The sequence below is a fragment of the Enterobacter mori genome (assembly GCF_025244905.1).
Classification (GTDB): domain Bacteria; phylum Pseudomonadota; class Gammaproteobacteria; order Enterobacterales; family Enterobacteriaceae; genus Enterobacter; species Enterobacter mori_A.
On record NZ_CP104285.1, the window covers coordinates 1,126,174 to 1,149,779 of the forward strand.

Sequence of the window (23,606 nt, forward strand, 5' to 3'; positions counted from 1 at the left end):
CTTACACTGGTCGCCACATTCTTACCTCTTGGCCAATGACAGGAAGCCGCTATGGGCAGACCCCTCAAATCCGTTTTTAAAAAAGAACATCGCGACGATATTACTAACCGCAGCGCCAACCCGGTTTTCTCCGAGGTTGCCGAGGTGTTCCTTTCCCGCCGCCGTTTTCTGCAGATGGGCGCCGTTGCGGGGGCTGCCGTTTCATTCCCCTTTCTGATCAAACCTGAGAGTGCTATTGCCGCGGTATCGAAGCCTTCCGCGCTGGCGAAAGCGGTGTCGCTTGGGTTTAGCAGTATTCCCGTTTCCACGGAAGATACGGTAAGGGTGCCTGAAGGCTATATTGCCCGCCCGTTTTATCGCTGGGGTGACCCGACGGGAATTAAAAACAACATGCCAGCCTTTAGGCCTGACGCCAGCAACACCACGGACGAGCAGGCGGTGCAGGCGGGCATGCACCACGACGGGATGGCGTGGTTTAGCCTGCCGCAGGGAGCGCAAAACCCGGAGCATGGCCTGCTGGCGCTGAACCATGAATACATCGACAACGGAATGCTGTTTACGGACGGCACCGCGAACTGGAGCCTCGACAAAGCCCGCAAGGGGCAGAACGCGATGGGCGTGTCGGTGGTGGAAGTGAAAAAAACGGGCAGTGAGTGGCAGGTGGTTCGCCCGTCTTCCCTGGCCCGCCGCATTACCGTCAATACGCCGATGCACCTTACCGGCCCGGCGCGGCATCAGCCCTTAATGAAAACCGCCGCCGACCCGCAGGGGGAACGCGTGCTGGGTACCATGCAAAACTGCGCTAACGGCCATACGCCGTGGGGCACCTATCTCACCTGCGAGGAGAACTGGTCGGATATTTTTGTCAAAAAAGCCGATCTTAACCCGCTGGAAAAACGCTACGGCATCAGCGACAGCGACGAGTCTTACCGCTGGAACGAAGTAGATGACCGGTTCAGCGTCGATAAAACCCCTAACGAACCCAACCGTTTTGGCTGGGTCGTGGAGATTGATCCCTACGACCCGACCTCCACGCCGTGCAAACACACCGCTCTTGGCCGCTTCAAGCATGAGGGGGCGGCCGTCACGCTCGCCGCCGATAAGCGCGTGGTGGTTTATATGGGTGACGATCAGAAGTTTGAGTACATCTACAAATTTGTCTCGGACAACAAATACGATCCTGCGAACCGTGAAGCCAATATGCAGCTGCTGACGTCCGGCACGCTGTACGTCGCCAGGTTCAACGAGGAGGGGAGCGGCGACTGGCTGCCGCTGATCTTCGGGCAAAATGGCCTGGATAAAAGCAACGGCTTTGAAAGCCAGGGCGATCTGCTGATTAAAACCCGCCTGGCGGCCGATGTGGTGGGGGCGACGAAAATGGATCGCCCCGAGTGGATAGCCGTCGATCCGCACGCCAGCGGCAGCGTCTACTGTACGCTCACCAACAACAGCGATCGCGGCAAGGAGGGCAAGGCGCCGGTCGATGCCGCCAACCCGCGCGCCAACAACGTGTTTGGTCATATTATGCACTGGCATGAAGACGGGGCCGATCCTGCCGCCGCACGCTTTAAGTGGGATATTCTGGTCATGGCCGGGCGCACCGACGGCGACGATCCTAAGGCCAAAGGCTCCATGCTGGGCGCGGAATTCGGCAGCCCGGATGGCCTGTCGTTCGATCACCAGGGCGTCCTGTGGATCCAAACCGACGTCTCTTCCAGCACCATTAATAAGAAAGCGTACGAGGGGATGGGCAATAACCAGATGGTGGCTACCATTCCGGGCACCAATGAATACCGCCGTTTCCTGACCGGACCGCGCGGCTGCGAAATCACCGGCATTGCGTTTACGCCGGACAACCGAACGCTGTTCATTAACATCCAGCATCCGGGGGAGGGCGGGGATGATATTACCGATCCGGCCAATCCGCGCGCTGTCTCCAACTGGCCAGACGCCAGCCCGAACGGGCGTCCACGATCGTCAACGGTGGTGATCGTCAAAGCGGACGGTGGGATCATCGGGTCGTGACCTTTCTCTGCCGGGTGCATGCAGTGGCCCGGCGTTAAACTTGCTACCTCCAGCATGAAGTGTTAAAACGTGCCCCTTCTAAAAAAGAGACAGGGGTAGGGCGTGAAAGACGCGTCATCCGCTTCAGGCCATGGTCGCGCTGAAGCTTCGTCGGATCAGAATCCGACGCTGCAACGTGGTTTGCAAAATCGACATATTCAGTTAATTGCCCTTGGCGGCGCAATCGGTACCGGACTTTTTCTCGGCATCGGCCCCGCCATTCAGATGGCTGGCCCGGCGGTTCTGCTGGGTTACGCTATCGCCGGGATTATCGCCTTCCTGATCATGCGCCAGCTTGGCGAGATGGTCGTTGAAGAGCCGGTTTCAGGCTCCTTCGCGCACTTTGCTTATAAATACTGGGGCCCGTTTGCAGGCTTCCTGTCCGGCTGGAACTACTGGGTGATGTTTGTGCTGGTCGGGATGGCGGAGCTGACTGCCGCGGGCATCTACATGCAGTACTGGCTGCCCGACGTGCCGACGTGGATCTGGGCAGCGGCCTTCTTCATCATTATCAACGCCGTTAACCTCGTCAACGTGCGCCTGTATGGCGAAACCGAGTTCTGGTTTGCGCTGATCAAGGTGTTGGCGATTATCGGCATGATCGGTTTTGGCCTGTGGCTGCTGTTCTCAGGTCACGGCGGCGAGCGGGCATCGATCGACAACCTGTGGCAGCACGGCGGCTTTCTGGCGACCGGCTGGAAAGGGCTGATCCTCTCGCTGGCGGTGATCATGTTCTCCTTCGGCGGGCTGGAGCTGATTGGTATCACCGCTGCTGAAGCGCGCGACCCGCAAAAAAGCATCCCGAAAGCGGTCAACCAGGTGGTGTACCGTATTCTCCTGTTCTATATCGGTTCGCTGGTGGTGCTGCTGGCGCTCTATCCGTGGGTGGAGGTGAAATCCGATAGCAGTCCGTTCGTGATGATTTTCCACGATCTGAACAGCAACGTGGTGGCCTCGGCGCTGAACTTCGTCATCCTCGTAGCGTCGCTGTCGGTCTATAACAGCGGGGTTTACTCCAACAGCCGTATGCTGTTTGGCCTCTCGGTGCAGGGCAACGCGCCGAAATTCCTCACCCGCGTCAGCCGTCGCGGCGTGCCGGTCAACTCGCTGTTCCTTTCCGGCGCGATCACCTCTCTGGTGGTGCTGATCAACTATCTGCTGCCGAAACAGGCTTTTGGCCTGCTGATGGCGCTGGTGGTTGCGACGCTGCTGCTGAACTGGATCATGATCTGCCTGGCGCACCTGCGCTTTCGCGCGGCGATGCGCCGCAAGGGGCGCGAGACGCAGTTTAAAGCGCTGCTCTACCCGGCGGGGAACTACATCTGTATCGCGTTCCTGGGGCTGATTCTGGTGCTGATGTGCACCATGGATGAGATGCGTCTTTCCGCGATGCTGCTGCCGGTGTGGGTGGTGTTCCTGTTTGTTGCTTTTAAGCTTTCACGCAAAAAGTAGCGCGGTTTTCTCTCTCTCCCTGTGGGAGAGGGCCGGGGTGAGGGCACCAGACCGCACGCGCCTTTACGCCCGGTGGCGCTGCGCTTACCGGGCCTGCATGTTCGGGGCTGTTATTATTTAGTAGGCCGGGTAAGGCGCAGCCGTCACCCGGCACCTCCCCTTCACCTTTATCGTGACCCCCCTCCCAAATCTGTTTCGATCCACAGGATCTTTAATTTGTAATCGATTACTTTTCACTTGAACTATTTTGTAATCGATTACTTTTACCGGGTGAGGCTTATCATGGTGTCAACTGAAAGTAGTGAAAAGGGGATAGCGCAGCACCGGCTGCTGGTGCCGCGTCTGTCGTTGATGATGTTTCTGCAGTTTTTTATCTGGGGTAGCTGGTCGGTCACGCTCGGCCTGGTGATGACCCAGCACAACATGTCACTGCTGATTGGCGATGCGTTCTCCGCCGGGCCAATCGCCTCTATTCTCTCGCCATTCGTGCTCGGGATGCTGGTGGATCGCTTCTTCGCCTCGCAGAAGGTGATGGCGGTGATGCATCTTGCGGGCGCAGCGATCCTCTGGTTCGTGCCGGGTGCGCTGATTGCCGAGAACGGCGCACTGCTGATCGGCCTGCTGTTTGGCTACACGCTCTGCTACATGCCGACGCTGGCGCTGACTAACAACATCGCGTTTCACAGCCTGGCGAACGTGGATAAAACGTTCCCGGTGGTGCGCGTGTTCGGCACCATCGGCTGGATCGTGGCGGGTATTTTCATCGGCGTGACCGGCGTGGCGTCCAGCGTCACTATCTTCCAGGTGGCGGCGGCCAGCTCCGTGCTGCTGGCGCTTTACAGCCTGACGCTGCCGCACACGCCAGCCCCAGCCAAAGGCCTGCCGGTTAAGGTGCGCGATCTCTTCTGCGCTGATGCCTTTGCGCTGCTCAAAACCCGCCACTTCTTCGTCTTCTCCGTCTGCGCGATGCTGATCTCCGTCCCGCTCGGTACCTACTATGCCTATACCGCCTCATATCTGGCGGATGCCGGCATTGCCGACGTCAGCACCGCCATGTCGTTCGGGCAGATGTCCGAGATCTTCTTCATGCTGGTCATTCCGCTGCTGTTCCGCCGTCTGGGCGTGAAATATATGCTGCTGATCGGCATGCTGGCGTGGTTCGTGCGTTACGCCATGTTCGCGCTGGGCGTGAGCGAGGAGGGGCGCTTCCTGCTCTATATCGGCATCCTGCTGCACGGCGTGTGCTATGACTTCTTCTTTGTGGTCGGCTTTATCTATACCGACCGCGTGGCCGGAGAAAAGGTGAAGGGCCAGGCCCAGAGCATGATTGTGATGTTCACCTACGGCATCGGTATGCTGCTCGGCTCGCAGATTTCCGGCGCGCTCTACAACCGCCTGGTGGCAGGGCAGGCCGTGCCGCAGGCGTGGGTAACATTCTGGTGGATCCCGGCGGTGGCTGCCGCGGCGATCGCGCTGATTTTCCTTCTCACGTTCAAGTATGACGATGACAAGGCGTAACGTTCAGGAGGTGGTATGAGGACGATGAAAGGACCCGGCATTTTTCTGTCGCAGTTTATTGGCGGGGAAGCGCCGTTTAACTCGCTCGACGGGCTGGCAGGGTGGGCAGCCGGGAAGGGTTATAAAGCGGTGCAGATCCCCTGCAATCATCCGCACATTTTTGATGTCGAAAAAGCGGCAGAGAGCCAGGCCTACTGCGATGACATTACCGGCAAGCTGGCCGCGCACGGGCTGGTCATCAGCGAGCTGTCGACCCATCTGGAGGGGCAGCTTGTTGCGGTAAACGAGGTCTACAGCGACGCGTTTGACCACTTCGCCCCCGCCGCCGTGCGCGGTAACGATGTGGCGCGTCAGGCGTGGGCAACGGAGAAGCTGAAGCAGGCGGCGGTCGCCTCGGCCAGATTAGGCCTGAAAGCGCACGCCACCTTCTCCGGCTCGCTGGCATGGCCGTTTTTCTATCCGTGGCCGCCGCACAACGAGCAGCGTTTTCAGGATGCGTTCGAGGCGTTGGCGAACCGCTGGCGGCCAATTCTGGATGCCTTTGACGAGCAGGGCGTGGACGTCTGCTTTGAGCTGCATCCGGGGGAAGATCTGCACGACGGCGTGACCTTCGAGCGTTTTCTGGCGCTGGTGGATAATCACCCGCGCTGCAACATTCTCTACGATCCTAGCCATATGCTGCTGCAGCAGATGGACTACCTGACTTTTATCGACATCTACCACGCGCGCATCAAGGCGTTTCACGTGAAGGATGCCGAGTTCCGCCCCAGCGGGCGCAGCGGCGTCTACGGCGGCTACCAGCCGTGGATAAACCGCGCCGGACGCTTTCGCTCACCGGGCGACGGGCAGATCGACTTCAACGGCATTTTCAGCAAGCTGACCCAGTATGACTATGACGGCTGGGCGGTGCTGGAGTGGGAGTGCTGCCTGAAGGACGGCGAAACCGGCGCGAGGGAAGGCGGCGAGTTTATCCGCCGCCATATCATCCCGGTCTCCGGGCGCGCGTTTGATGATTTCGCCGCAGGAGGAAAGCATGATTAACGTCGGGATTATTGGCAGCGGCTTTATCGGCCCGGCGCATATCGAGGCGCTCAGGCGCCTCGGGTTTGTGCAGGTGGTTGCTCTGTGCGACGGAACCCTTACGCAAGCGCAGGAAAAGGCGCGTGCCTTGAATGTGCCGCATGCCTACGGCAGCGTTGAGGAACTGCTCGCGCACCCCGAGCTGCACGTGGTGCACAACTGCACGCCGAACCATCTGCATGCGGAGATTAACCGCAAGATCCTGCGCGCGGGCAAGCACGTGTTTTCTGAAAAACCGTTGTGCATGACCCCGGACGAGGCGCGCGAGCTGGTGGCGCTGGCGGAGCAGGCGGGCGTGGTGCACGGCGTAAGTTTTGTCTATCGCCAGTTTGCGATGGTACGTCAGGCGGCGAGCATGATGCGCGCGGGCGCTCTCGGACGGCTGTTCGCCTCTCACGGCAGCTACCTGCAGGACTGGATGCTGCTGGAAACCGACTACAACTGGCGGGTGGACGCCGCGCTCGGCGGCGCATCGCGCGCGGTGGCGGACATTGGCTCCCACTGGTGCGACACGGTGCAGTTCGTCACCGGGCGACGCATTACCGAGGTGATGGCCGATCTCGCCATCGTCTGGCCGACGCGCAGGGCGAACGTGGCGGGCAGTCAGACCTTCACCCACGACGAACATGCGCAGTATGAAGACAAGCCGGTCACCACCGAAGACTTCGGCTCGGTGCTGTTCCGCTTCGACGACGGCAGCAAGGGCAGCTTTAGCGTTTCTCAGGTGAGCGCGGGGCGTAAAAATCGCCTGACGTTTGAGATCAACGGCAGCGAGCGGTCGGTGGCATGGGATCAAGAGGTGCCGCAGCAGCTGTGGGTCGGTCATCGCGCGCAGGCTAACCAGACGCTCACCGACGATCCGGGTCTGATGAGCCCTGACGTGGCCGACAGCGCCCACTTCCCCGGCGGACATATCGAAGGCTGGCCGGACGCCTTCAAAAATATGATGATGCAGTTTTACCGCGCCGTGGAGGCGGGCGCGATGCCGGAAACGCCACAGTTTGCGACCTTCCATGACGGCGCAAACGTGATGCATATCATTGATGCGATAGTGAAAAGCCATCAGCAGCAGCGCTGGGTACGCGTGGCGCAATGACGCGTTGCCCGGTTCGCCGGGCAACCGTTTTATGGTAGCCTGCACAAAACGCTAACCGCAGGATGTATCGTCGCTATGTCAATTCAGAAAATCGCTCAGCTGGCCGGAGTCTCCGTGGCGACGGTCTCCCGCGTGCTCAACAACAGCGACACCGTGAAGGCGAAAAACCGCGAGCGCGTCCTGCAGGCGATCCAGGAGAGCAACTACCAGCCGAACCTGCTTGCGCGCCAGCTGCGCACCGCCCGCAGCTATATGATCCTGGTGATGGTTTCAAACATTGCCAACCCGTTCTGCGCCGAGGTGGTGAAGGGCATTGAAGAAGAGGCCGAGAAAAACGGCTACCGCATTCTGCTGTGCAATTCCGGCTCGGATATCGAACGTTCCCGCTCGGGCTTAAGCCTGCTCTCCGGCAAAATTGTCGACGGTATTATCACCATGGACGCCTTCTCGAAGCTGCCGGAACTTGCCGCGCTGATTGGTGCCGCACCGTGGGTGCAGTGCGCCGAATATGCCGATGCGGGCGCGGTTTCCTGCGTGGGAATTAACGATGTTGATGCCTCCCAGCATGCCGTCAGCCAGCTTGCCGGGAGCGGGCGCACGCGTATCGCGATGATCAATCACGACCTCAGCTATAAATATGCCCGCCTGCGCGAGCGTGGCTATAAAAGCGTGATCCACCTGAAGGATCTGGACTATCAGGCGGTGGAATACGCCAGCGATCTCAGCTCTCACGCCGGGATGGCCGCGATGCAAAATCTGCTGAAGGAAAATCCGCCGGACGCGGTGTTTGCGGTATCGGATACCCTGGCCGCAGGCGCGCTGCGCGCGATTCAGCAGGTGGGGCTGCGGGTGCCGGAGGATATCGCGGTAGTGGGCTTTGACGGTACCGAGCTGGCGGACATGATTTCACTCACTACCATCGAACAGCCGTCGCGGGATATCGGGCGCAAGGCGGTCGAGCTGTTACTGAACAAAATCGACAACCCGGATGCGCCCACGGAAAGGGTGATGATGGACTGGCGCTTTATTTCCCGCGCCAGTACCTGATTATTTTGCGATAACGCCCGCCAGGGAGCGAATATCGTTCCCGGTTGGCGACTGGTGAATACGCAGGCCAAATTCATCCACCACTGCAAAAATATGGTCGAAGATGTCGGCCTGAATTTCCTCATATTCTGCCCAGATCACCGTGTTGGTGAAGGCGTATATTTCAATCGGCAGGCCGTTGGCATCCGGCGCTAACTGGCGCACCATTAGCGTCATATCTTTGCGAATGCGCGGATGGTTGCGCAGATATTCATTCAGGTAGGCGCGGAAGGTGCCGATATTGGTCATTTTGCGCAGGTTTAATACCGATTCCCCTTCACCGTTCTGCTGATTCCACAGGTTAATCTCCTCATGACGCGCGGCCAGATAAGGCTTCAGCAGCTTCGCCTGAATCAGCTTTTGCTGCTCCTGCTCGTCAAGAAAATGAATGCTGGTGGTATCGATATTCAGGCTGCGCTTTATGCGTCGACCGCCGGAAGCCGACATGCCGCTCCAGTTGATAAAGGCGTCGGAGACCAGCGCCCACGTCGGAATGGTGGTGATGGTGTTATCAAAATTGCGCACTTTTACGGTGGTCAGGCCGATGTCCGTCACCGTGCCGTTGGCACCGTACTTCGGCATTTCCAGCCAGTCGCCGAGTTTCAGCATGTCGTTGGCGGAAAGCTGAATGCCCGCCACCAGTCCGAGTATCGGGTCTTTAAACACCAGCATCAGAACGGCGGCCATGGCACCCAGACCGCTGATCAGAATCGCCGGGGACTGGCCAATCAGCAGGGAGATAATCAAAATCCCCACCAGAATGGCGCTCACCAGCTTGATGCCCTGGAAAATCCCCTTCAGCGGCAGCTGCGACGCGGTAGCCATTTTCTGCGACAGATTGAAAATCACGTCCAGCAGCGAGAAGAAGGAGAGCAGGGCATACACCATCACCCACAGCTTCGCGCAGGTGGTGAGCATTTCCGCCGCTTCGCTGCCTTTTTGCAGCCACAGTACCGCCTGAACGTTGACGATTATCCCCTGGAGGGTAAAGGCCAGACGGTGAAATAATTTATTCTGGGTAATGATCTGCAGCCACAAATGGCTGCTGGCCTGCGCGCGTTTCTCGAAAGCGCGAAGCACCAGCTTGTGCAGAATAAAATGAACCACGATGGCGGTAAGAAAAATAATACCAAAGATAATCACTAAAGAGGTGGTGTGATTAATTTCAATCCCTAACTCTTCAACCTGAGCAATTAATTCCTGCATAACGTCTCCTGTATTGATGCAGCCCCATAATGGCGGCTGCGGATCTATTATGCAAATTCACAGGCTTATTTGGCGGCCTGACAGCGCTTCACCACGGCTAAACAGAGGCGATGACGCATGCGCAGCGTCGCCAGCGCCAGTACCACCATCATGGCGGTTTCTACCGTCAGGAAAACGTTAACCGCCTGAGTGTAATCCCCGTGATGGTTTTGCAGCGCGTGCAGCAAAATCGCCCCGAAAATGGCCGGGCCCAGCCCCAGCGCAGCCTGTTGAAGGGTACTTAAAATGGCGCTCGCGGCCCCTGCGTCGTCGGGCTGAATATCGCGCATCCCGATACGATAGAAGCTGTTCACGATCAGCGCCTGCCCGTAGCCGACCAGCCCTGTGGCGGGTGCCAGCGTCAGGGCGGTGTTATCCATTCCCCACACCCGGAACGTAACAATCAGCGCCAGCAGACCGGTAATCTGGATCGCAAGACCTGTCAGCAGAATGGTGCTGGTGCTGTAGCGGGCAATCAGGCGCGGCGCGAACCACGCGGAAATAAAGTAGGTCACGCCCAGTGCGATAAAACTGTTCCCGGACTGCCAGGGTGCCATCCCCAGACCGGTCTGCATGGTCAGCGCCATGCAGAACATAAACCCGGACCAGACGCTGAAAAAGAGCAGCGCAATCAATACGCCAAAACGAACGCTGCGAAGCTGCAGCAGACGCGGCGGGATAAGCGGGTGCGCATCTTCACGCTCTTTTTTACGTGCATTCAGCGCCATCAGCCAGCCCAGCGGTACTATCGCCACCAGTGCGGCCTTCAGCGGCCACGACCAGTGCCACTGCGGGCCGAGCGCCATCGGGAACAGGAGGCAGCAGAGAATCATCGCCAGCAGCACGGTGCCGGTCCAGTCAATGCGTGACGGGGTATCGCGGCGGGTTTCCGGCACGTAATGACGGCTCATCGCCAGCACCACCAGACAAATCGGCACGTTGATAAAGAAGGCATTACGCCAGCCCAGCCCGGCGATATCCGCCGACACCAGCCAGCCGCCGCCCATCTGGCCGACGATAAACGCAATCCCGCCGATGCCGCCGAACAGGCTAATCGCTTTCGCATGGGCGGTGCCTTTTAGCGTGACGTGCAGCGTCGCAAGAATTTGCGGCATGATCAGTGCCGCACCCGCGCCCTGAACGATACGCGCGGCCAGCAGCTGTTCAATGTTCCCTGCCATCCCGCACAGCAGCGAGGCCAGGCCAAAGCTCGCTACGCCCCACATAAACAGGCGACGGCGGCCAAGGTTATCCCCCAGCTTGCTGCCGAGCGCCAGGCAGACGGCGAAGGCCACGCCGTAGAGTGCTACGATCAGCTCCAGTTCGGTCGCCGTGGCGTGTAATGAGTGGGTGATGGAGTCCAGCGCGACGTTGGTGATTGAGGTATCAATCAGCGGCAGCATCTGGCCGGTTAACAGCAATATCAGGCCAGCGCGGCCCGGTGAAACAACTGACGTATTCATGGGATCTCCATTGCGTCATTCAACAGATGGTCGTAGCATCAACCATCTGATAAACGGGTACCAGTTCTTGCTTATACTGGTACTGGTACTACCATGCAGGGGGATTTATGGCCTTGATGTCTGAACCCGTCGTCTCACTTCAGGATGACACGCGAAAACAGCTGGGGGCATTTTTACGCGCGCGGCGCGAAAGCCTCGATCCGCAGCGTCTCGGCCTGCCGCGCAGCGGTCGCCGCCGCACGCCGGGTCTGCGCCGTGAAGAGGTGGCGATGCTGGCTGACGTAGGCGTGACCTGGTACACCTGGCTTGAGCAGGGCAGGGACGTCAACCCGTCGAGCGCCGTGATGGCAGCCGTGGCTAAAGCGCTGCAGTGCACCCCGACCGAAGCCCGACACGTTTTCGTGCTCGCCGGTTTGCCGCCGGGCGAAGCACCGCAGGCCGTCTGCTGCGAGGGCATCAGCGAAGGCACGCGCCGCCTGCTCGATACCCTGCTGCCAAAACCTGCCAGCATCCAGAAGCCCAACTTCGACATCGTGGCGTGGAACGACAGCTTCGGTCATCTGATGGGGGTGGATTTCAATGCAATCCCGCCGGAAGACCGCAACTGTATTTATCTGTTCCTCACCCATCCGGCTTGGCGCGCGCGGCTCGGCAAACGTGACGACGTGCTGCCGATTTTCGTCTCCTACTTCCGCGCGGCAATGGCGGAGCACCGGGGAGATCCGCTCTGGGAAGCGAAGCTGGCGCGCTTCTTTGCGGTGTCCGAAGAGTTCAAAACCCTGTGGCACCAGCGCAACGACGTGCGCGGCGTGGAGAACCAGCTCAAGCTGTTTACCCATCCCGAACTGGGGGATTTTACGCTGCAGCAAATGTACTGGTACTCCGCGCCGCGAAACGGCTCGCGACTGTTGGTCTATTTACCGGTAGATGGGGCCGGGGAGCGGGCGATGGAATGGCTGGCGGAACAGGGTAAATAGTTTTTTGCGAGGGGCTTTCAGGGAATTAGAGCCGAATCTGCTAAGGGGAGGAGGCAGGTGTAAGGTGGCGTTTAACGTAAACCAGCCGACTGAATCGACATCATTTCGATGAGGTGTTAAGTCGTCTATACTCACGCCATGAGAAACCACCATGTCGCCACTGATGATTGATTCCGCAGATTTTAGCCAAAAATTAGGCCTTATCTCCCGAAACGTCGAACATACTGAAGCGTTTCTTGCTCGAGGCACGGTGGATTTTCATCTGCCCGGATTTATGCTGCCTGTGGGATATCGCCTGTTAAAATCGCGCTACGGCGATGAATACCGCCTCGTAACCACCGACGACGGAAAACCTTATACGGCGTATGCGGTAAAGTTGAAATTCCATAAGGAAATCACATTTCCCCATGGGGCTGCGACACAGATTATGGTCTGGCGTACACCGCGCGCTGTCCATCAGCGAGTGATCGGTGGATTACCACAGTCCTTTTTTCAATGGGTGTTAAGCGAGTACGATATTGTTGTGTCTGACAGCGAACAAACCGGAGACGGACAGCGGTTTTGGTTACGTATGATCGACTGGGCGTTCAGCATGAATTATCGGATAAGCGTGGCGGACGGTACGGTAGGTGAAGAGTGGCACTTAACACCGGTGAGTTCATACGCCGAGTTGGAAGAGCGCTGGATTGCGTTTGCCTGGGGATACGATCGTGATGTGCATCCGCATCGCAGGTTAGTCATCAGTAAAGCGTAACGGGCCGCACAGAGCGGCCCGTTTTGATCAGCACTCAGTCACAATCGTGCTCAGCGGCAGGCGAGATTTTGGCAGCGTGGCGTTGAAATCTTCCACGCTGTGATGCCCAACCGGCACCACCACCAGGCTGGTGAAGCCTTTTTCTTTCAGACCAAACTCTTCGTCAAGGATCGCAGCGTCAAAGCCTTCAATCGGCACCGCGTCAAGACCCAACGCGCCCACGCCCAGCAGGAAGTTACCGACGTTCAGGTAAACCTGTTTCGCCATCCACTGGTCATCGTCTTTCAGATCCACGCGGTGCATGTCGGCAAAATAGCAGCGGCCTTTGTGGTTCGCGGCTTTGGCTTCTGGCGTGGCGAAACGGCCGTCAGCCTCTTCCTGATCGACAACGCGCTCCAGCCACGCATCGTCCATCGCGGTTTTCGCGCAGAACACCACCACGTGAGAAGCATCCAGCATTTTACGTTCGTTGAACACGTAGGTACCCGCGGCAGATTTCGCCACGCGCGCTTTGCCTTCCTCAGTGCTGGCAACAATAAAGTGCCACGGCTGGGAGTTGGTGCTGGATGGGCTGTACTGCAGCAGGGTTTTGATTTTTTCCGCTTCTTCAGCGGTCAGTTTTTTAGCTGGGTCGAACGCCTTGGTCGAGTGGCGTTTCAGGGCGACAGAAATGATATCCATAACAACTCCTGGTAATAAAATTCGCCCATGCGCGGGCGCGAAAGGAAAGCAGATTACCGCGCGAAGCGGGAAAAGATAAGGGCGATTCGAGCGCTTAATCTGTTCGGCTGAGCCGAACAATCAGGCCGGACGTATCCATTTTTGATCTTTTTTCGGCAGCTTATCGACCACCAGATTCCAGGAATCATTAATGAGGTCGGTAACCAGTTCCGGCGTCACGTCGTCAGTGCCGTAAAGGGAAATCCAGTGCTTTTTACTCAGATGGTAGCCTGGTTCTATCCCGCGATAGATCTGTTGATTTAACAGGGATTTCTCCGGGTCTGATTTAAGGCTGACGTGCGGCCGCCAGTGTGCGACGGCCATAATCATGAAAATCTTTCCGCCCACTTTAAACACGTCATACTCCGGCCCAAACGGCCAGCAGTGTTCGGTGAAAGGCATCTCCAGCGCCACGCGTTTTGCGTGCTCCTGCAAGAATTTACTGTCCATCGCTATCCTCCTGAGCCAGCCCGCGCCACATGGCCTCAAAACCCAGCGCTTTAAAATCGACGGCGCGTGACGGATCGCGGGTGGCAAACTCCATGGTGGTTTCGGCCAGCGATAAGAAAAGTGCATCGCCAAACGTTTTAAATTCATCCGACATAAACACCGGGCGTACCGAGCGGCGACAAAGCTCATGGAGTTCCGGGAACATCTCTTTCACCGCCTGTTCCGTTTCGGCGCTCAGCTTTTCACTGACGCCAATCTGGCGGATAGCCGCATGAGCAACCGGGTTACGAATACCCCAGTCCACGTAGCTGTTCCAGATATTGCGGGTATGTTCTTTTGGCAGGGTGATCCTGCGATCCAGATTCGCCAGCATGGTCTGGCAGAGATCCTGCTTCAGATGCAGGTAGAGGGCATTCAGCAGATCGTCTTTGGTAGCAAAGTAGCGAAACAGGGTGCCTTCGGCGACGCCCGCATTACGGGCAATGAGCGCGGTTGAGGCAGCAATCCCCGACTGCGCAAACGCAGCGGTTGCTGCTTCCAGTAAGGCCTGTTTTTTATCTTCACTCTTCGGACGTGCCACTCAATTCTCCCCCTTGTCAATTGTAAAAAAACGTATTGAAGCATGCGGTTCATACCGCTGCAACGCGGAATGTCAAAGATCGAAAACGTCTTGACGATATATCCATCATATCTAATAATGAGTGCTTACTCACTCATAATCAAGTTTAACCCGCGTAAACCATCGGATGGGGCGCGTTTTCGGGTCAGGATATGAAAAAGCCTCTATTCATCTGCGTGGTGTTTGTCATGATTATTGCTTCAGCTGCCAGTTTGCCTTTTGTTCTGAATGCCGGATTCGGCCAGCCTCCGCAAGGGGCACAGCTCTCCGAAGTGGAAGCCTCCCCGCAGTATCGCGACGGGAAGTTCCACAATACGCTGCCGACGCCGGGTTATAACGGCGACAAAAACATGCTGGTCGCGACGTGGGATTTTCTGACCAAAAAAACCGAAAACGCACGACCGGCGCAGCCGCTGCCGCTGGTGAAAACCGACCTTACCAGCCTGCCGCTTGAGCAGGACACCCTGGTGTGGCTCGGCCACTCCTCCTGGTATATGCAGCTGGCGGGAAAACGCATCCTGATCGATCCGGTCCTCGGTAACTACGCCGCGCCGTTCTCGTTCCTTAACAAAGCGTTTGCGGGGGAGTACCCCTGGCGTGCGGAGAGCATGCCGGAGATTGACCTGCTGATTATCTCCCACGATCACTACGATCATCTGGATTACGCCACCATCAAGGCGGTAATGCCGAAAGTGAAGCGCGTGGTCACGCCGCTCGGCGTGGGCTCACACCTGCGCTACTGGGGGATGGATCCGCAAATCATCGACGAGCGCGACTGGAACCAGTCGGTGCGCATCAGCGATGAATTGACGGTGCATGTTCTTCCGGCGCGTCACTTCTCCGGGCGCGGCATCAAGCGCGACCAGACCTTGTGGGGCAGCTTTATGTTCGTCACGCCAGAGCAGAAGGTTTATTACAGCGGGGATTCCGGCTACGGCCCGCACTTTAAGGCCATCGGCGAGCAGTTTGGCGAGGTGGATTTAGCCATCATGGAAAACGGCCAGTACGATCAGGACTGGAAGTACATCCACATGCTGCCGGATGAAACAGCGCAGGCCTCGGCGGATCTCAACGCCAAAGCGGTGGTGCCGGGGCACAACGGGCGCTTTGTCCTGGCGAAACACACGTGGAACGACCCGTTGATCCAGCTGGCGCGAGCCAGCAAGGACAAAAATTATCGGCTGCTGACGCCGGAACTGGGTGAGCCCGTGCGGGTGAGTGATACCACTCAGACATTTCGCGAGTGGTGGGAATAATGTTTAAGCGAGAAGCAGAGGGGGAGAGCAGCATGACGATTTCCGCTCAGGTCATTGATACGATTGTTGAATGGATCGATGACAACCTACACCAGCCGTTACGTATCGAAGAGATCGCCCGCCACGCGGGATATTCGAAGTGGCACCTGCAGCGGCTGTTTATGCAATACAAAGGGGAGAGCCTCGGGCGCTACATTCGCGAGCGTAAGCTGCTGCTGGCGGCGCGCGACCTGCGTGAATCGGACGCTCGCGTGTACGATATCTGCCTGCGCTACGGGTTTGACTCGCAGCAGACGTTTACCCGCATCTTCACACGTACGTTCAACCAGCCGCCGGGTGCGTATCGTAAAGAGAATCACAGTAGGGCGCACTGAATGACATCCCCCCTCACCCCGGCCCTCTCCCCAAAGGGGCGAGGGTGTAATCGTCCCCTCTCCCCTTTGGGGAGAGGGTTAGGGTGAGGGGATCAGACCGCACCATGCTTACCAGCGGTAATTCACCGTTGCCGTCACCGTCCGGCCAATCCCGTAGAAGCACGCCGTATCGCTTGCGCACGACGCCACATACTTCGTGTCCGCCACGTTATTGACGTTGAACTGCACGCTCGCCCCTTTCAGGCTGCGGTTCATCTCGCCCAGATCGTAGCTCACCATTGCGTCATACAGATCCACCGACGGCACCTTGAAGGTGTTCTTCGCATCGCCGTAGCTGGTGCCAATGTAGCGCATCCCCACGCCGGCGGTCAGGCTCTTCAGCGCGCCGCCCGGCACGGTATAGCTGGCGAAGGCCGATGCCATATGCGCGGGAATACGCGCAGGCGTTTTGCCTTCTGTTCCCGCCACCGTCGTGCTTTTGGTTTTCGCATCGGTGTAGGTATATGAGCCAATCAGGTTGATGTTATCCATCAGCGTAGAGTGGATTTCCGCCTCAACGCCTTTCGAACGCACCTTGCCCGCGTTCTCGAACCAGCCTTCGGCGCTGTTGTAGGTCGCCACGTTGTCCTGGGTTAAATCGTACAGCGCGAGGGTCATCAGCGTGTTGTCGACCGGCTGATACTTCAGGCCAATCTCGGTCTGCTCCCCGGTGGTTGGCTTGAAGGGCGCGACGCCCGGCGCGCGATTGGTTTGCAGGTTCGGTTCAAACGAGGTGCTGTAGCTGACGTACGGCGACAGGCCAGAATCGAACGCGTACAGCAGGCCGGTTCGCCAGGTGAATTTGCTGTCGTTCTGCTGGGTAACGCTGCCGTCAGTGAAGTCGTTAGTTCGTACTTCGCTCCAGTCGTAGCGCCCGGAAACCAGCCATTCCCAGCTGTTCCAGCTCATTTGATCCTGCAAATACAGCCCCATCTGGTCGAGATTTTGCTGCTCGTCGCTGGCGGTTTTGAAGGTGCTTTCATCCACGTTCACACCGTACACCGGGTTCGTCCAGTCGAGGTCATACTGTGAACCGCTCCCGCGTTCCAGCAGCTGTTTATCTTTGCTGGTCTTGTAGTCGAATCCGCCGAGCAGGGTGTGGCTGACGCTGCCGCTCTCCAGCAGATACTCAAGCTGGTTATCCAGGCCAAATTCATTGGTGGTGCGCTCTTCATGCTGCGCGCGTCGCGTTAATACCGTGCTGTTAGCCGCGCTGGTGGTGTAAACGAGGTAACGGTATTTTTGTTTGATGGCGGCGTAACGCGCGTTCTGGCGGAAGGTGAGGTCGTCGGCGAACTGATGTTCCAGCTCGTAGCCGATCGTCGTCTGCTCGCGCCAGGACTGATTGTAATTCGGATCGCTGACGTTAAAGTCGCGCGGGATGTATTTCCCGTCAACGCTTTTGACCGTGCCGTAGGCGGGCAGGAAGTTGCGGTAGCCCGCATCCGGATCCTTCTGGTAGCTGGTCAGCAGCGTAAAGCGGGTCTGGTCGTTCGGGTACCAGGTGATGGCAGGCGCAATCGCCATCCGCGTCTCTTTATAATCATCCACCTGATTGTGCTGGGTACGGGCGATACCGTTGACGCGATACAGCACGCGGCCGTCATCGCTCAGCTTGCCGCCGAAATCAAATGCGCCTTCTGCCAGATCGTTATTGCCGGTGCGCAACTGCACGTTATGGATGGATTCCGTGGTCGGGCGTTTGCTGGTCATGCTGATTAATCCGCCCGGATTGACCTGACCAAACAGGACCGACGCCGGGCCACGCACCAGCTCCACGCGCTCCAGTAGCCACGGGTCAATCGTACCCGTCTGGGACGAGGCTGTCGCGCCGAAGCTCAGACCGTCGAGGAATTTCGGCACATAGCTAAAGCCGCGCACGAACACCTCATCGTTACGGTTCGACGAGCCGCGGTACTCGGTAAACACCCCCGCCGAGTACCGCAGCGCCTGCGATACGGACGTCACGTCCTGCATGTTCATCTGATCGCGGGTGATCACCGATACCGACTGCGGCGTTTTTACGATCTCCGCGCGGGTCTTGGTCGCGGAGAGCGTTTGGGTTGCCACAATCCCTTTTACCGGGGCGGTGGGTTCTTCACTCACGCCCTGCGTCACCGTTATGGTTTCTTCTCTATTTTCAGCCTGAGCCGCCACGCTGGCCGTCGCCAGACTCAGCAGCCACAGTTGCATTATCTTATTATTCTTAAACATTTTTTCTACTCATCCTTGGTTGCTATCGCCATTAAAACACCGTTAAAACGCGTTAGATGATATTGCAAATTATTACCATTTGCATTAGCGTTGATAACAAATTTCGTCGGGGAACAAGCGGTAATGAAGAGGGTATGGAGCGGATTATTACTCGGGATAGGTGTGCTACCTGCGGTGGCGGCAACCTGCGAACACTCTTCCCGGCAGGGAGACGTCCAGGGGAAGTTTGATGCCAGCGGTGAAGTCTGTTTTATGCTGCCTGAGCTTGCTGAAAATTATGTCTCCGCCACGCTGCATGGCGTAACGGATGCCCGCCTGCTGGACGGGCAGAACCGCCGCATTCGTACGTTGATTGAAAACGGGCCCGCCGATGGCGAACACACGCTGCTTTTTGCCCTGCCGGTAAAGCAGAGCACCTCGCTGGTCCTGCACGGCGAAGCGGGTAAACCCTGGCGTTTTCAGTGGCGGATGAAAGAGACATCTGCATTACCGCGCGTACAGATGCTGGCACCTGAAAGCCCGACGCTTCAGGCGCTGGCAAAAGAGATTGCTGCCGGAGGGAGTACCGACGCGTTCTGGCAGACGCAGATTCGGCAGGGAACGCCGATGGTGGAGCCGGTAGACGCAGAACATAAGCGCGTTACCTTTCTGTGGCGCGGCGCGCGGGATAACGTCTTTATTCTCGGCTCACCGGCGGGGGATCACGACCCGCTGTTCCGCCTGGGCAACAGCGACGTCTGGTTCCGCAGCTATGTGGTGCCCGCCGACACGGTGATGCAGTACAAGCTTGCCCCGGATGTGCCGAGCGTTGACGGCTCTCCTCGCGACCAGCGCCGCGCGATCCTGGTGAGTGCCCAGGCCGATCCGCTCAACCCGAATACCTTTGGTGAACAGAAGGCGGATCGCTGGAACCGCTATTCGCTGCTCGATCTCAGCCCGGCACGCTATTGCTCCGTGCAGGCCACGGCCCAGCCGCTGGTCCACGGGTCATTAAGCCGCCAGAGCATCACCAGCAAAATCCTCGGTAATTCCCGCGAGGTGATGATCTATAAACCGCGGGGTGCGCAGCCAGCCCGCTGGACGTTAATCCTCTTCGACGGGCAGATTTATCAGGACGAGTACCATTTCGCTAACGTGCTGGACGGTCTTATTGCCCGCCACCATCTTCCGCCGATTAACGTGGTGTTTATCGACAGCCTCGATCACGCCCGACGCGGCAACGAGCTGCCACCGAACCCGGACTTCGCCGACTTTATGGCGCATGAGCTGCTGCCCTGGCTGCGAGGGCAGGGCATCGCGACGCAGCGGCAGAAAACGGTGCTGGCGGGGTCGAGCTACGGCGGCATTGCCTCGTCTTGGGTGGCGCTGCGCTATCCACGCCTGTTTGGTAACGTGCTGAGCCTTTCAGGCTCGTACTGGTGGGCGCCGAAAGGGGAGGCTCCCGGCTGGCTGACGCGGCAATATCAGCAGTCGCCGCCGTATCCGGTGCGCTTCTGGCTGCAGGCCGGAAAGTTTGAAACCACGGGGCCGGGCGGGGGAATTTATCGCACAACGCAGGATTTCGAACAGGCGTTGAGGGAGAAAGGGTATCGCGTCAGCTTCCATCCCTCATCCAGCGGTCACGACTTCGCGGCCTGGTGTGAAGCGCTGCTCCACGGCATGCGCGATTTCACCGGCTTACGACGCCAGTGAAAACCAGCGGCGCCAGACGAAACGCAGGATGAAGAATTCGATGGCGCCGAGCGCTAAAAACCACAGGCAGAACAGAATGGTGTAGAGCTGGTTCAGATCGACCATGTGGAAGGTCGTCATCAGCCTCTGCGCCAGCACCAGACCCAGCGACGGCGCAGGTAACAGCAGGCAGGAGATCAGGGCCAGCAATAAAATGCCCCCCGCTGTAAGCAGCGATTCTAACGGGTGTTTCATCGTAATGTTAATCGTCAGTTAAAAATGGCATTGTCCGGCATTCTGTATCGTAAAGCAATATCAGCCCCTCGGGCATTTTTGAATAAAAAGAAGACATTATTACTGCGAATAAATAACAACATACGGCCCGGTGTTCATATTAATATCGCGTTATGTAAATAAACGTCTGTATCAGGAAAATAATTTTACAAACATATAAGTGCTGTATCCAATTAACGTCGCAATAACAATGGCTGCGACAATGTATAACGCCAGGCGTCGTCCGCGATAAATACCAAACATGGTTCCCCCTCGTTTAGCGTTGGTTTAGAAATATTTTGTAAAAATCAGGTCATCGAAATAGTTTTAATCAGTTTTGAATAACCGAGAAGTGATTATATTGCGGTAGATCAATTTTACCCGCAAGACTTAAAAATGAATTTATTTAAGCCAGAAAGGAATTCAGGCTTCAGTTCACCGGATATTGAAGGAAAAATACGATGACCGAAAAAAAATTGTCCCCAAACATGCCGCCTTCCGGCGGGCTGGCATACCAGCAGACCGCAGAGCAGGTGCTTACGCACATGCAGAGCCAGGCCAGCGGCCTGGATCGTGCAGAGGCGCAGGCGCGTCTGCAAAAATCAGGTCCGAACGCGCTGCCGGAGAAAAAAGGTAAACCCGCCTGGCTGCGTTTTTTGGCCCATTTTAATGATGTGCTGATTTACGTCCTGCTGGCCGCAGCCGTATTAACGGCAGTAATGGGCCACTGGGTGGATACGCTGGTTATTTTGGGCGTCGCGGTAATCAATGCTTTAATTGGGCATATTCAGGAAAGCAACGCGGAAAAATCCCTGAAGAGTATTCGCAATATGCTCTCCAGCGAGGCGCGCGTTATTCGTAACGGCAATCATGAAACTATACCCACAACTGAAATAGTCCCGGGCGATATTATTGTATTACGCGCGGGAGATCGTATTCCGGCGGATATGCGTTTAATCGAAGCGCATAATTTACGCGTGGAAGAGGCGATTCTGACCGGTGAATCCACCGTGGTGGATAAACACATTAATCCGCTGAGCGGCGAACTGCCGCTGGGCGACCGTACCAATATGGTCTTCTCCGGGACGACCGTAAGCGCGGGCGGTGGCGTCGGCCTGGTCACCGCGACCGGTAAGGATACGGAGCTCGGCCACATCAACCAGATGATGGCGGGTATTGAAAAGCACCGCACGCCGCTGCTGGTGCAGATGGACAAGCTGGGTAAAGCGATCTTCGCCATTATCCTGGCAATGATGGCGGCGCTGTTCGTCTTCAGCCTGGTGTTCCGCGAGATCCCAATGGGCGAGCTGCTGCTCTCCCTGATTAGCCTGGCGGTTGCGTCCGTACCGGAAGGTCTGCCGGCGATTATCTCCATCATCCTCTCTCTGGGTGTGCAGGCGATGGCGCGCAAGCGGGCGATTATCCGCAAGCTGCCGACGGTTGAAACCCTGGGCGCGATGACCGTGGTTTGCTCGGATAAAACCGGCACCCTGACCATGAACGAGATGACGGTGAAAGCCATCATCACCGCCGACGCCTGCTACCGCGTGGACGGCAACAGCTACGAGCCGGTGGGCAACCTCTACCTGGAAGGCAGCGATGAGCCGGTGCAGATCCAGCCGGGCACCGTGCTGGAGCAGTACCTGCGCACCGTTGATCTGTGCAACGACAGCCAGATGATTCAGGACGAGCGCGGCCTGTGGGGCATTACCGGTGGGCCGACCGAAGGGGCGCTGAAGGTGCTGGCGGCCAAGGCTAACCTCGAGCCTGTCGTGACCACGCTGGTCAACAAGATCCCGTTCGATTCGCAGTACAAGTACATGAGCACCCACTACCAGATTGGCGGTGAGGAGCAGATCTTGATCACCGGCGCGCCGGACGTGATTTTCGCCCTGTGCGCCGAGCAGCAGACCCGCAACGGTGCGGAAGCCTTCAACCGCGCGTACTGGGAAAGCGAGATGGAGCGCTATGCGCGTCAGGGGCTGCGCATGGTCGCCGCGGCGTTCAAGCCGGCGAACGGCGAGCAGGAGCTGACGCACGACGACCTGAGCCACGGCCTGATCTTCCTCGGCATCGCCGGGATGATGGATCCGCCGCGTCCGGAAGCGATTGAGGCGATTAACGCCTGCCAGCAGGCGGGGATCCGCGTGAAGATGATCACCGGGGATCACCCGCAGACGGCGATGAGCATCGGCCAGATGCTGGGGATCGCTAACAGCGAGCAGGCGGTGACCGGCTACCAACTGGAGAAGATGGACGACGCCGAACTGGCGGAAGCGGCGGTGAAGTATGACATCTTCGCCCGTACCAGCCCGGAGCATAAGCTGCGCCTGGTGAAAGCGCTGCAGGATAAAGGTGAAATCGTCGGCATGACCGGTGACGGCGTGAACGACGCCCCGGCGCTGCGTCAGGCGGACGTGGGCATCGCGATGGGCATCAAAGGGACTGAAGTGACCAAAGAGGCGGCGGACATGGTCCTGACGGACGATAACTTCGCGACCATCGCCAGCGCGGTAAAAGAGGGGCGTCGCGTTTACGACAACCTGAAGAAGACCATTCTGTTCATCATGCCGACCAACCTGGCGCAGGGTCTGCTGATTGTGATTGCGCTGCTGGCGGGGAACATCATTCCGCTGACGCCGGTGCTGATCCTGTGGATGAACATGGCCACCTCCGCCACGCTCTCTTTCGGCCTGGCCTTTGAGGCCGCCGAGCGCAACATCATGCGCCGTCCGCCGCGTCAGACCGGGCAGCACGTAATGGACGCCTACGCCGTCTGGCGCGTGGCCTTCGTCGGCACCATGATTGCCATCGCCGCCTTTGCGCTGGAAGCCTGGCTGGCCCCGCGCGGCCACAGCGCGGAGTTCATCCGCACCGTGCTGCTGCAGATGCTGGTCTGCGCCCAGTGGGTGTACATGATTAACTGCCGCAACACCGAAGGGTTCTCCCTCAACCGCGGCCTGCTGGCGAACAAAGGGATCTGGCTGGTAACGGGCGTACTGTTCCTGCTCCAGGCGGCGATTATCTACCTGCCGTTTATGCAGATGCTGTTCGGCACCGAAGCGCTGCCGCTGCGCTACTGGTTCGTGACGCTGGCCGTTGCAGGCGTGATGTTCTTCATCGTCGAAATCGAGAAGCGACTGACCCGCAGGTTCCGTAAGGCTGCATAACGAAACCTAAAACCTTCCCCCTCACCCTAACCCTCTCCCCACAGGGGAGAGGGAACTAAAACACCCTCGCCCCTTTGGGGAGAGG

At 58.0% G+C, this 23,606-nt stretch carries 19 protein-coding genes; 12 read left to right on the forward strand and 7 right to left on the reverse strand.

The window, feature by feature from the left end; genetic code table 11:
* Positions 1-51: 51 nt before the first annotated feature.
* From N2K86_RS05320 to N2K86_RS05345, 6 genes are all read left to right on the forward strand, one after another.
* Positions 52-2,025, forward strand: a complete 1,974-nt coding sequence (locus tag N2K86_RS05320) for a PhoX family protein (protein ID WP_260660720.1) — start codon at positions 52-54, stop codon at positions 2,023-2,025.
* 102 nt (positions 2,026-2,127) lie between these two features.
* Positions 2,128-3,516, forward strand: a complete 1,389-nt coding sequence (gene pheP, locus N2K86_RS05325; protein ID WP_260660721.1) for a phenylalanine transporter — start codon at positions 2,128-2,130, stop codon at positions 3,514-3,516.
* Between the two features lie 282 nt (positions 3,517-3,798).
* Entirely contained in the window at positions 3,799-5,034 is a 1,236-nt protein-coding gene (locus N2K86_RS05330; protein ID WP_260660722.1) for an MFS transporter, read from the forward strand.
* Positions 5,035-5,049: 15 nt separating this feature from the next.
* Entirely contained in the window at positions 5,050-6,075 is a 1,026-nt protein-coding gene (locus N2K86_RS05335) for a sugar phosphate isomerase/epimerase family protein (protein ID WP_260660723.1), read from the forward strand.
* Positions 6,068-7,210, forward strand: a complete 1,143-nt coding sequence (locus tag N2K86_RS05340; RefSeq protein WP_260660724.1) for a Gfo/Idh/MocA family protein — start codon at positions 6,068-6,070, stop codon at positions 7,208-7,210. Before N2K86_RS05335 ends, N2K86_RS05340 begins: the two co-directional genes overlap by 8 nt.
* Positions 7,211-7,285: 75 nt before the next feature.
* Entirely contained in the window at positions 7,286-8,257 is a 972-nt protein-coding gene (locus N2K86_RS05345) for a LacI family DNA-binding transcriptional regulator (protein WP_260660725.1), read from the forward strand.
* Here N2K86_RS05345 and N2K86_RS05350 read toward each other — a convergent pair whose 3' ends face one another.
* Both N2K86_RS05350 and N2K86_RS05355 read right to left on the reverse strand, forming a co-directional pair.
* Positions 8,258-9,502, reverse strand: coding sequence for a mechanosensitive ion channel family protein (locus N2K86_RS05350; RefSeq protein ID WP_260660726.1), 1,245 nt, complete (start codon positions 9,500-9,502; stop codon positions 8,258-8,260).
* Positions 9,503-9,567: 65 nt separating this feature from the next.
* Positions 9,568-11,004: an MFS transporter gene (locus tag N2K86_RS05355; RefSeq protein ID WP_260660727.1), complete on the reverse strand. Its 1,437-nt coding sequence runs from the start codon at positions 11,002-11,004 to the stop codon at positions 9,568-9,570.
* Between the two features lie 107 nt (positions 11,005-11,111).
* On the opposite strand from N2K86_RS05355, the gene N2K86_RS05360 reads away from it, so the two are divergent.
* Positions 11,112-11,981 (forward strand): helix-turn-helix transcriptional regulator, encoded by an 870-nt coding sequence (locus N2K86_RS05360; protein WP_260660728.1) that lies wholly within the window; start codon positions 11,112-11,114, stop codon positions 11,979-11,981.
* Between the two features lie 151 nt (positions 11,982-12,132).
* Positions 12,133-12,735, forward strand: a complete 603-nt coding sequence (locus N2K86_RS05365) for a hypothetical protein (RefSeq protein WP_260660729.1) — start codon at positions 12,133-12,135, stop codon at positions 12,733-12,735.
* Positions 12,736-12,762: 27 nt separating this feature from the next.
* Here the strand turns inward: N2K86_RS05365 and nfsB are convergent, their stop codons facing one another.
* The 3 genes from nfsB to N2K86_RS05380 form a co-directional block, all read right to left on the reverse strand.
* Positions 12,763-13,416, reverse strand: a complete 654-nt coding sequence (gene nfsB / locus N2K86_RS05370; RefSeq protein WP_260660730.1) for an oxygen-insensitive NAD(P)H nitroreductase — start codon at positions 13,414-13,416, stop codon at positions 12,763-12,765.
* A gap of 120 nt (positions 13,417-13,536) precedes the next feature.
* Positions 13,537-13,905, reverse strand: a complete 369-nt coding sequence (locus tag N2K86_RS05375) for an MmcQ/YjbR family DNA-binding protein (protein WP_260660731.1) — start codon at positions 13,903-13,905, stop codon at positions 13,537-13,539.
* Positions 13,895-14,485: a TetR/AcrR family transcriptional regulator gene (locus N2K86_RS05380; protein ID WP_260660732.1), complete on the reverse strand. Its 591-nt coding sequence runs from the start codon at positions 14,483-14,485 to the stop codon at positions 13,895-13,897. Before N2K86_RS05380 ends, N2K86_RS05375 begins: the two co-directional genes overlap by 11 nt.
* 191 nt (positions 14,486-14,676) lie before the next feature.
* Here N2K86_RS05380 and N2K86_RS05385 point away from each other — a divergent pair, with 191 nt between their 5' ends.
* A complete protein-coding gene (locus N2K86_RS05385) occupies positions 14,677-15,780 on the forward strand; it encodes a RomA family MBL fold metallo-hydrolase (RefSeq protein ID WP_260660733.1) in 1,104 nt (367 codons plus the stop codon).
* 32 nt (positions 15,781-15,812) lie between these two features.
* Complete coding sequence (locus N2K86_RS05390; RefSeq protein ID WP_014830972.1) at positions 15,813-16,154, forward strand: RamA family antibiotic efflux transcriptional regulator; 342 nt, start codon at positions 15,813-15,815, stop codon at positions 16,152-16,154.
* Positions 16,155-16,262: 108 nt separating this feature from the next.
* On the opposite strand, the gene N2K86_RS05395 is transcribed toward N2K86_RS05390, so the two are convergent.
* Positions 16,263-18,407: a TonB-dependent siderophore receptor gene (locus N2K86_RS05395; RefSeq protein WP_260660734.1), complete on the reverse strand. Its 2,145-nt coding sequence runs from the start codon at positions 18,405-18,407 to the stop codon at positions 16,263-16,265.
* Between the two features lie 123 nt (positions 18,408-18,530).
* Here N2K86_RS05395 and N2K86_RS05400 point away from each other — a divergent pair, with 123 nt between their 5' ends.
* A complete protein-coding gene (locus N2K86_RS05400; RefSeq protein ID WP_260660735.1) occupies positions 18,531-20,099 on the forward strand; it encodes an alpha/beta hydrolase-fold protein in 1,569 nt (522 codons plus the stop codon).
* Here N2K86_RS05400 and N2K86_RS05405 read toward each other — a convergent pair.
* Positions 20,085-20,333, reverse strand: a complete 249-nt coding sequence (locus N2K86_RS05405) for a DUF1158 domain-containing protein (RefSeq protein WP_260660736.1) — start codon at positions 20,331-20,333, stop codon at positions 20,085-20,087. The genes N2K86_RS05400 and N2K86_RS05405 overlap by 15 nt on opposite strands.
* A 479-nt stretch (positions 20,334-20,812) precedes the next feature.
* Between N2K86_RS05405 and N2K86_RS05410 the strand changes: the two genes are divergently transcribed.
* A complete protein-coding gene (locus N2K86_RS05410; RefSeq protein WP_260660737.1) occupies positions 20,813-23,521 on the forward strand; it encodes a cation-transporting P-type ATPase in 2,709 nt (902 codons plus the stop codon).
* Positions 23,522-23,606 lie beyond the last annotated feature (85 nt).

Excerpts from the sequence above, each read along its gene's own strand:
- N2K86_RS05320 (WP_260660720.1), top strand. The coding sequence starts at position 52 with ATGGGCAGACCCCTCAAATCCGTTTTTAAAAAAGAACATCGCGACGAT.
- N2K86_RS05330 (WP_260660722.1), top strand. The coding sequence starts at position 3,799 with ATGGTGTCAACTGAAAGTAGTGAAAAGGGGATAGCGCAGCACCGGCTG.
- N2K86_RS05335 (WP_260660723.1), top strand. The coding sequence starts at position 5,050 with ATGAGGACGATGAAAGGACCCGGCATTTTTCTGTCGCAGTTTATTGGC.
- N2K86_RS05340 (WP_260660724.1), top strand. The coding sequence starts at position 6,068 with ATGATTAACGTCGGGATTATTGGCAGCGGCTTTATCGGCCCGGCGCAT.
- N2K86_RS05345 (WP_260660725.1), top strand. The coding sequence starts at position 7,286 with ATGTCAATTCAGAAAATCGCTCAGCTGGCCGGAGTCTCCGTGGCGACG.
- N2K86_RS05350 (WP_260660726.1), bottom strand. The coding sequence starts at position 9,502 with ATGCAGGAATTAATTGCTCAGGTTGAAGAGTTAGGGATTGAAATTAAT.
- N2K86_RS05355 (WP_260660727.1), bottom strand. The coding sequence starts at position 11,004 with ATGAATACGTCAGTTGTTTCACCGGGCCGCGCTGGCCTGATATTGCTG.
- N2K86_RS05360 (WP_260660728.1), top strand. The coding sequence starts at position 11,112 with ATGGCCTTGATGTCTGAACCCGTCGTCTCACTTCAGGATGACACGCGA.
- N2K86_RS05365 (WP_260660729.1), top strand. The coding sequence starts at position 12,133 with ATGTCGCCACTGATGATTGATTCCGCAGATTTTAGCCAAAAATTAGGC.
- nfsB (WP_260660730.1), bottom strand. The coding sequence starts at position 13,416 with ATGGATATCATTTCTGTCGCCCTGAAACGCCACTCGACCAAGGCGTTC.
- N2K86_RS05375 (WP_260660731.1), bottom strand. The coding sequence starts at position 13,905 with ATGGACAGTAAATTCTTGCAGGAGCACGCAAAACGCGTGGCGCTGGAG.
- N2K86_RS05385 (WP_260660733.1), top strand. The coding sequence starts at position 14,677 with ATGAAAAAGCCTCTATTCATCTGCGTGGTGTTTGTCATGATTATTGCT.
- N2K86_RS05390 (WP_014830972.1), top strand. The coding sequence starts at position 15,813 with ATGACGATTTCCGCTCAGGTCATTGATACGATTGTTGAATGGATCGAT.
- N2K86_RS05395 (WP_260660734.1), bottom strand. The coding sequence starts at position 18,407 with ATGTTTAAGAATAATAAGATAATGCAACTGTGGCTGCTGAGTCTGGCG.
- N2K86_RS05400 (WP_260660735.1), top strand. The coding sequence starts at position 18,531 with ATGAAGAGGGTATGGAGCGGATTATTACTCGGGATAGGTGTGCTACCT.
- N2K86_RS05405 (WP_260660736.1), bottom strand. The coding sequence starts at position 20,333 with ATGAAACACCCGTTAGAATCGCTGCTTACAGCGGGGGGCATTTTATTG.
- N2K86_RS05410 (WP_260660737.1), top strand. The coding sequence starts at position 20,813 with ATGACCGAAAAAAAATTGTCCCCAAACATGCCGCCTTCCGGCGGGCTG.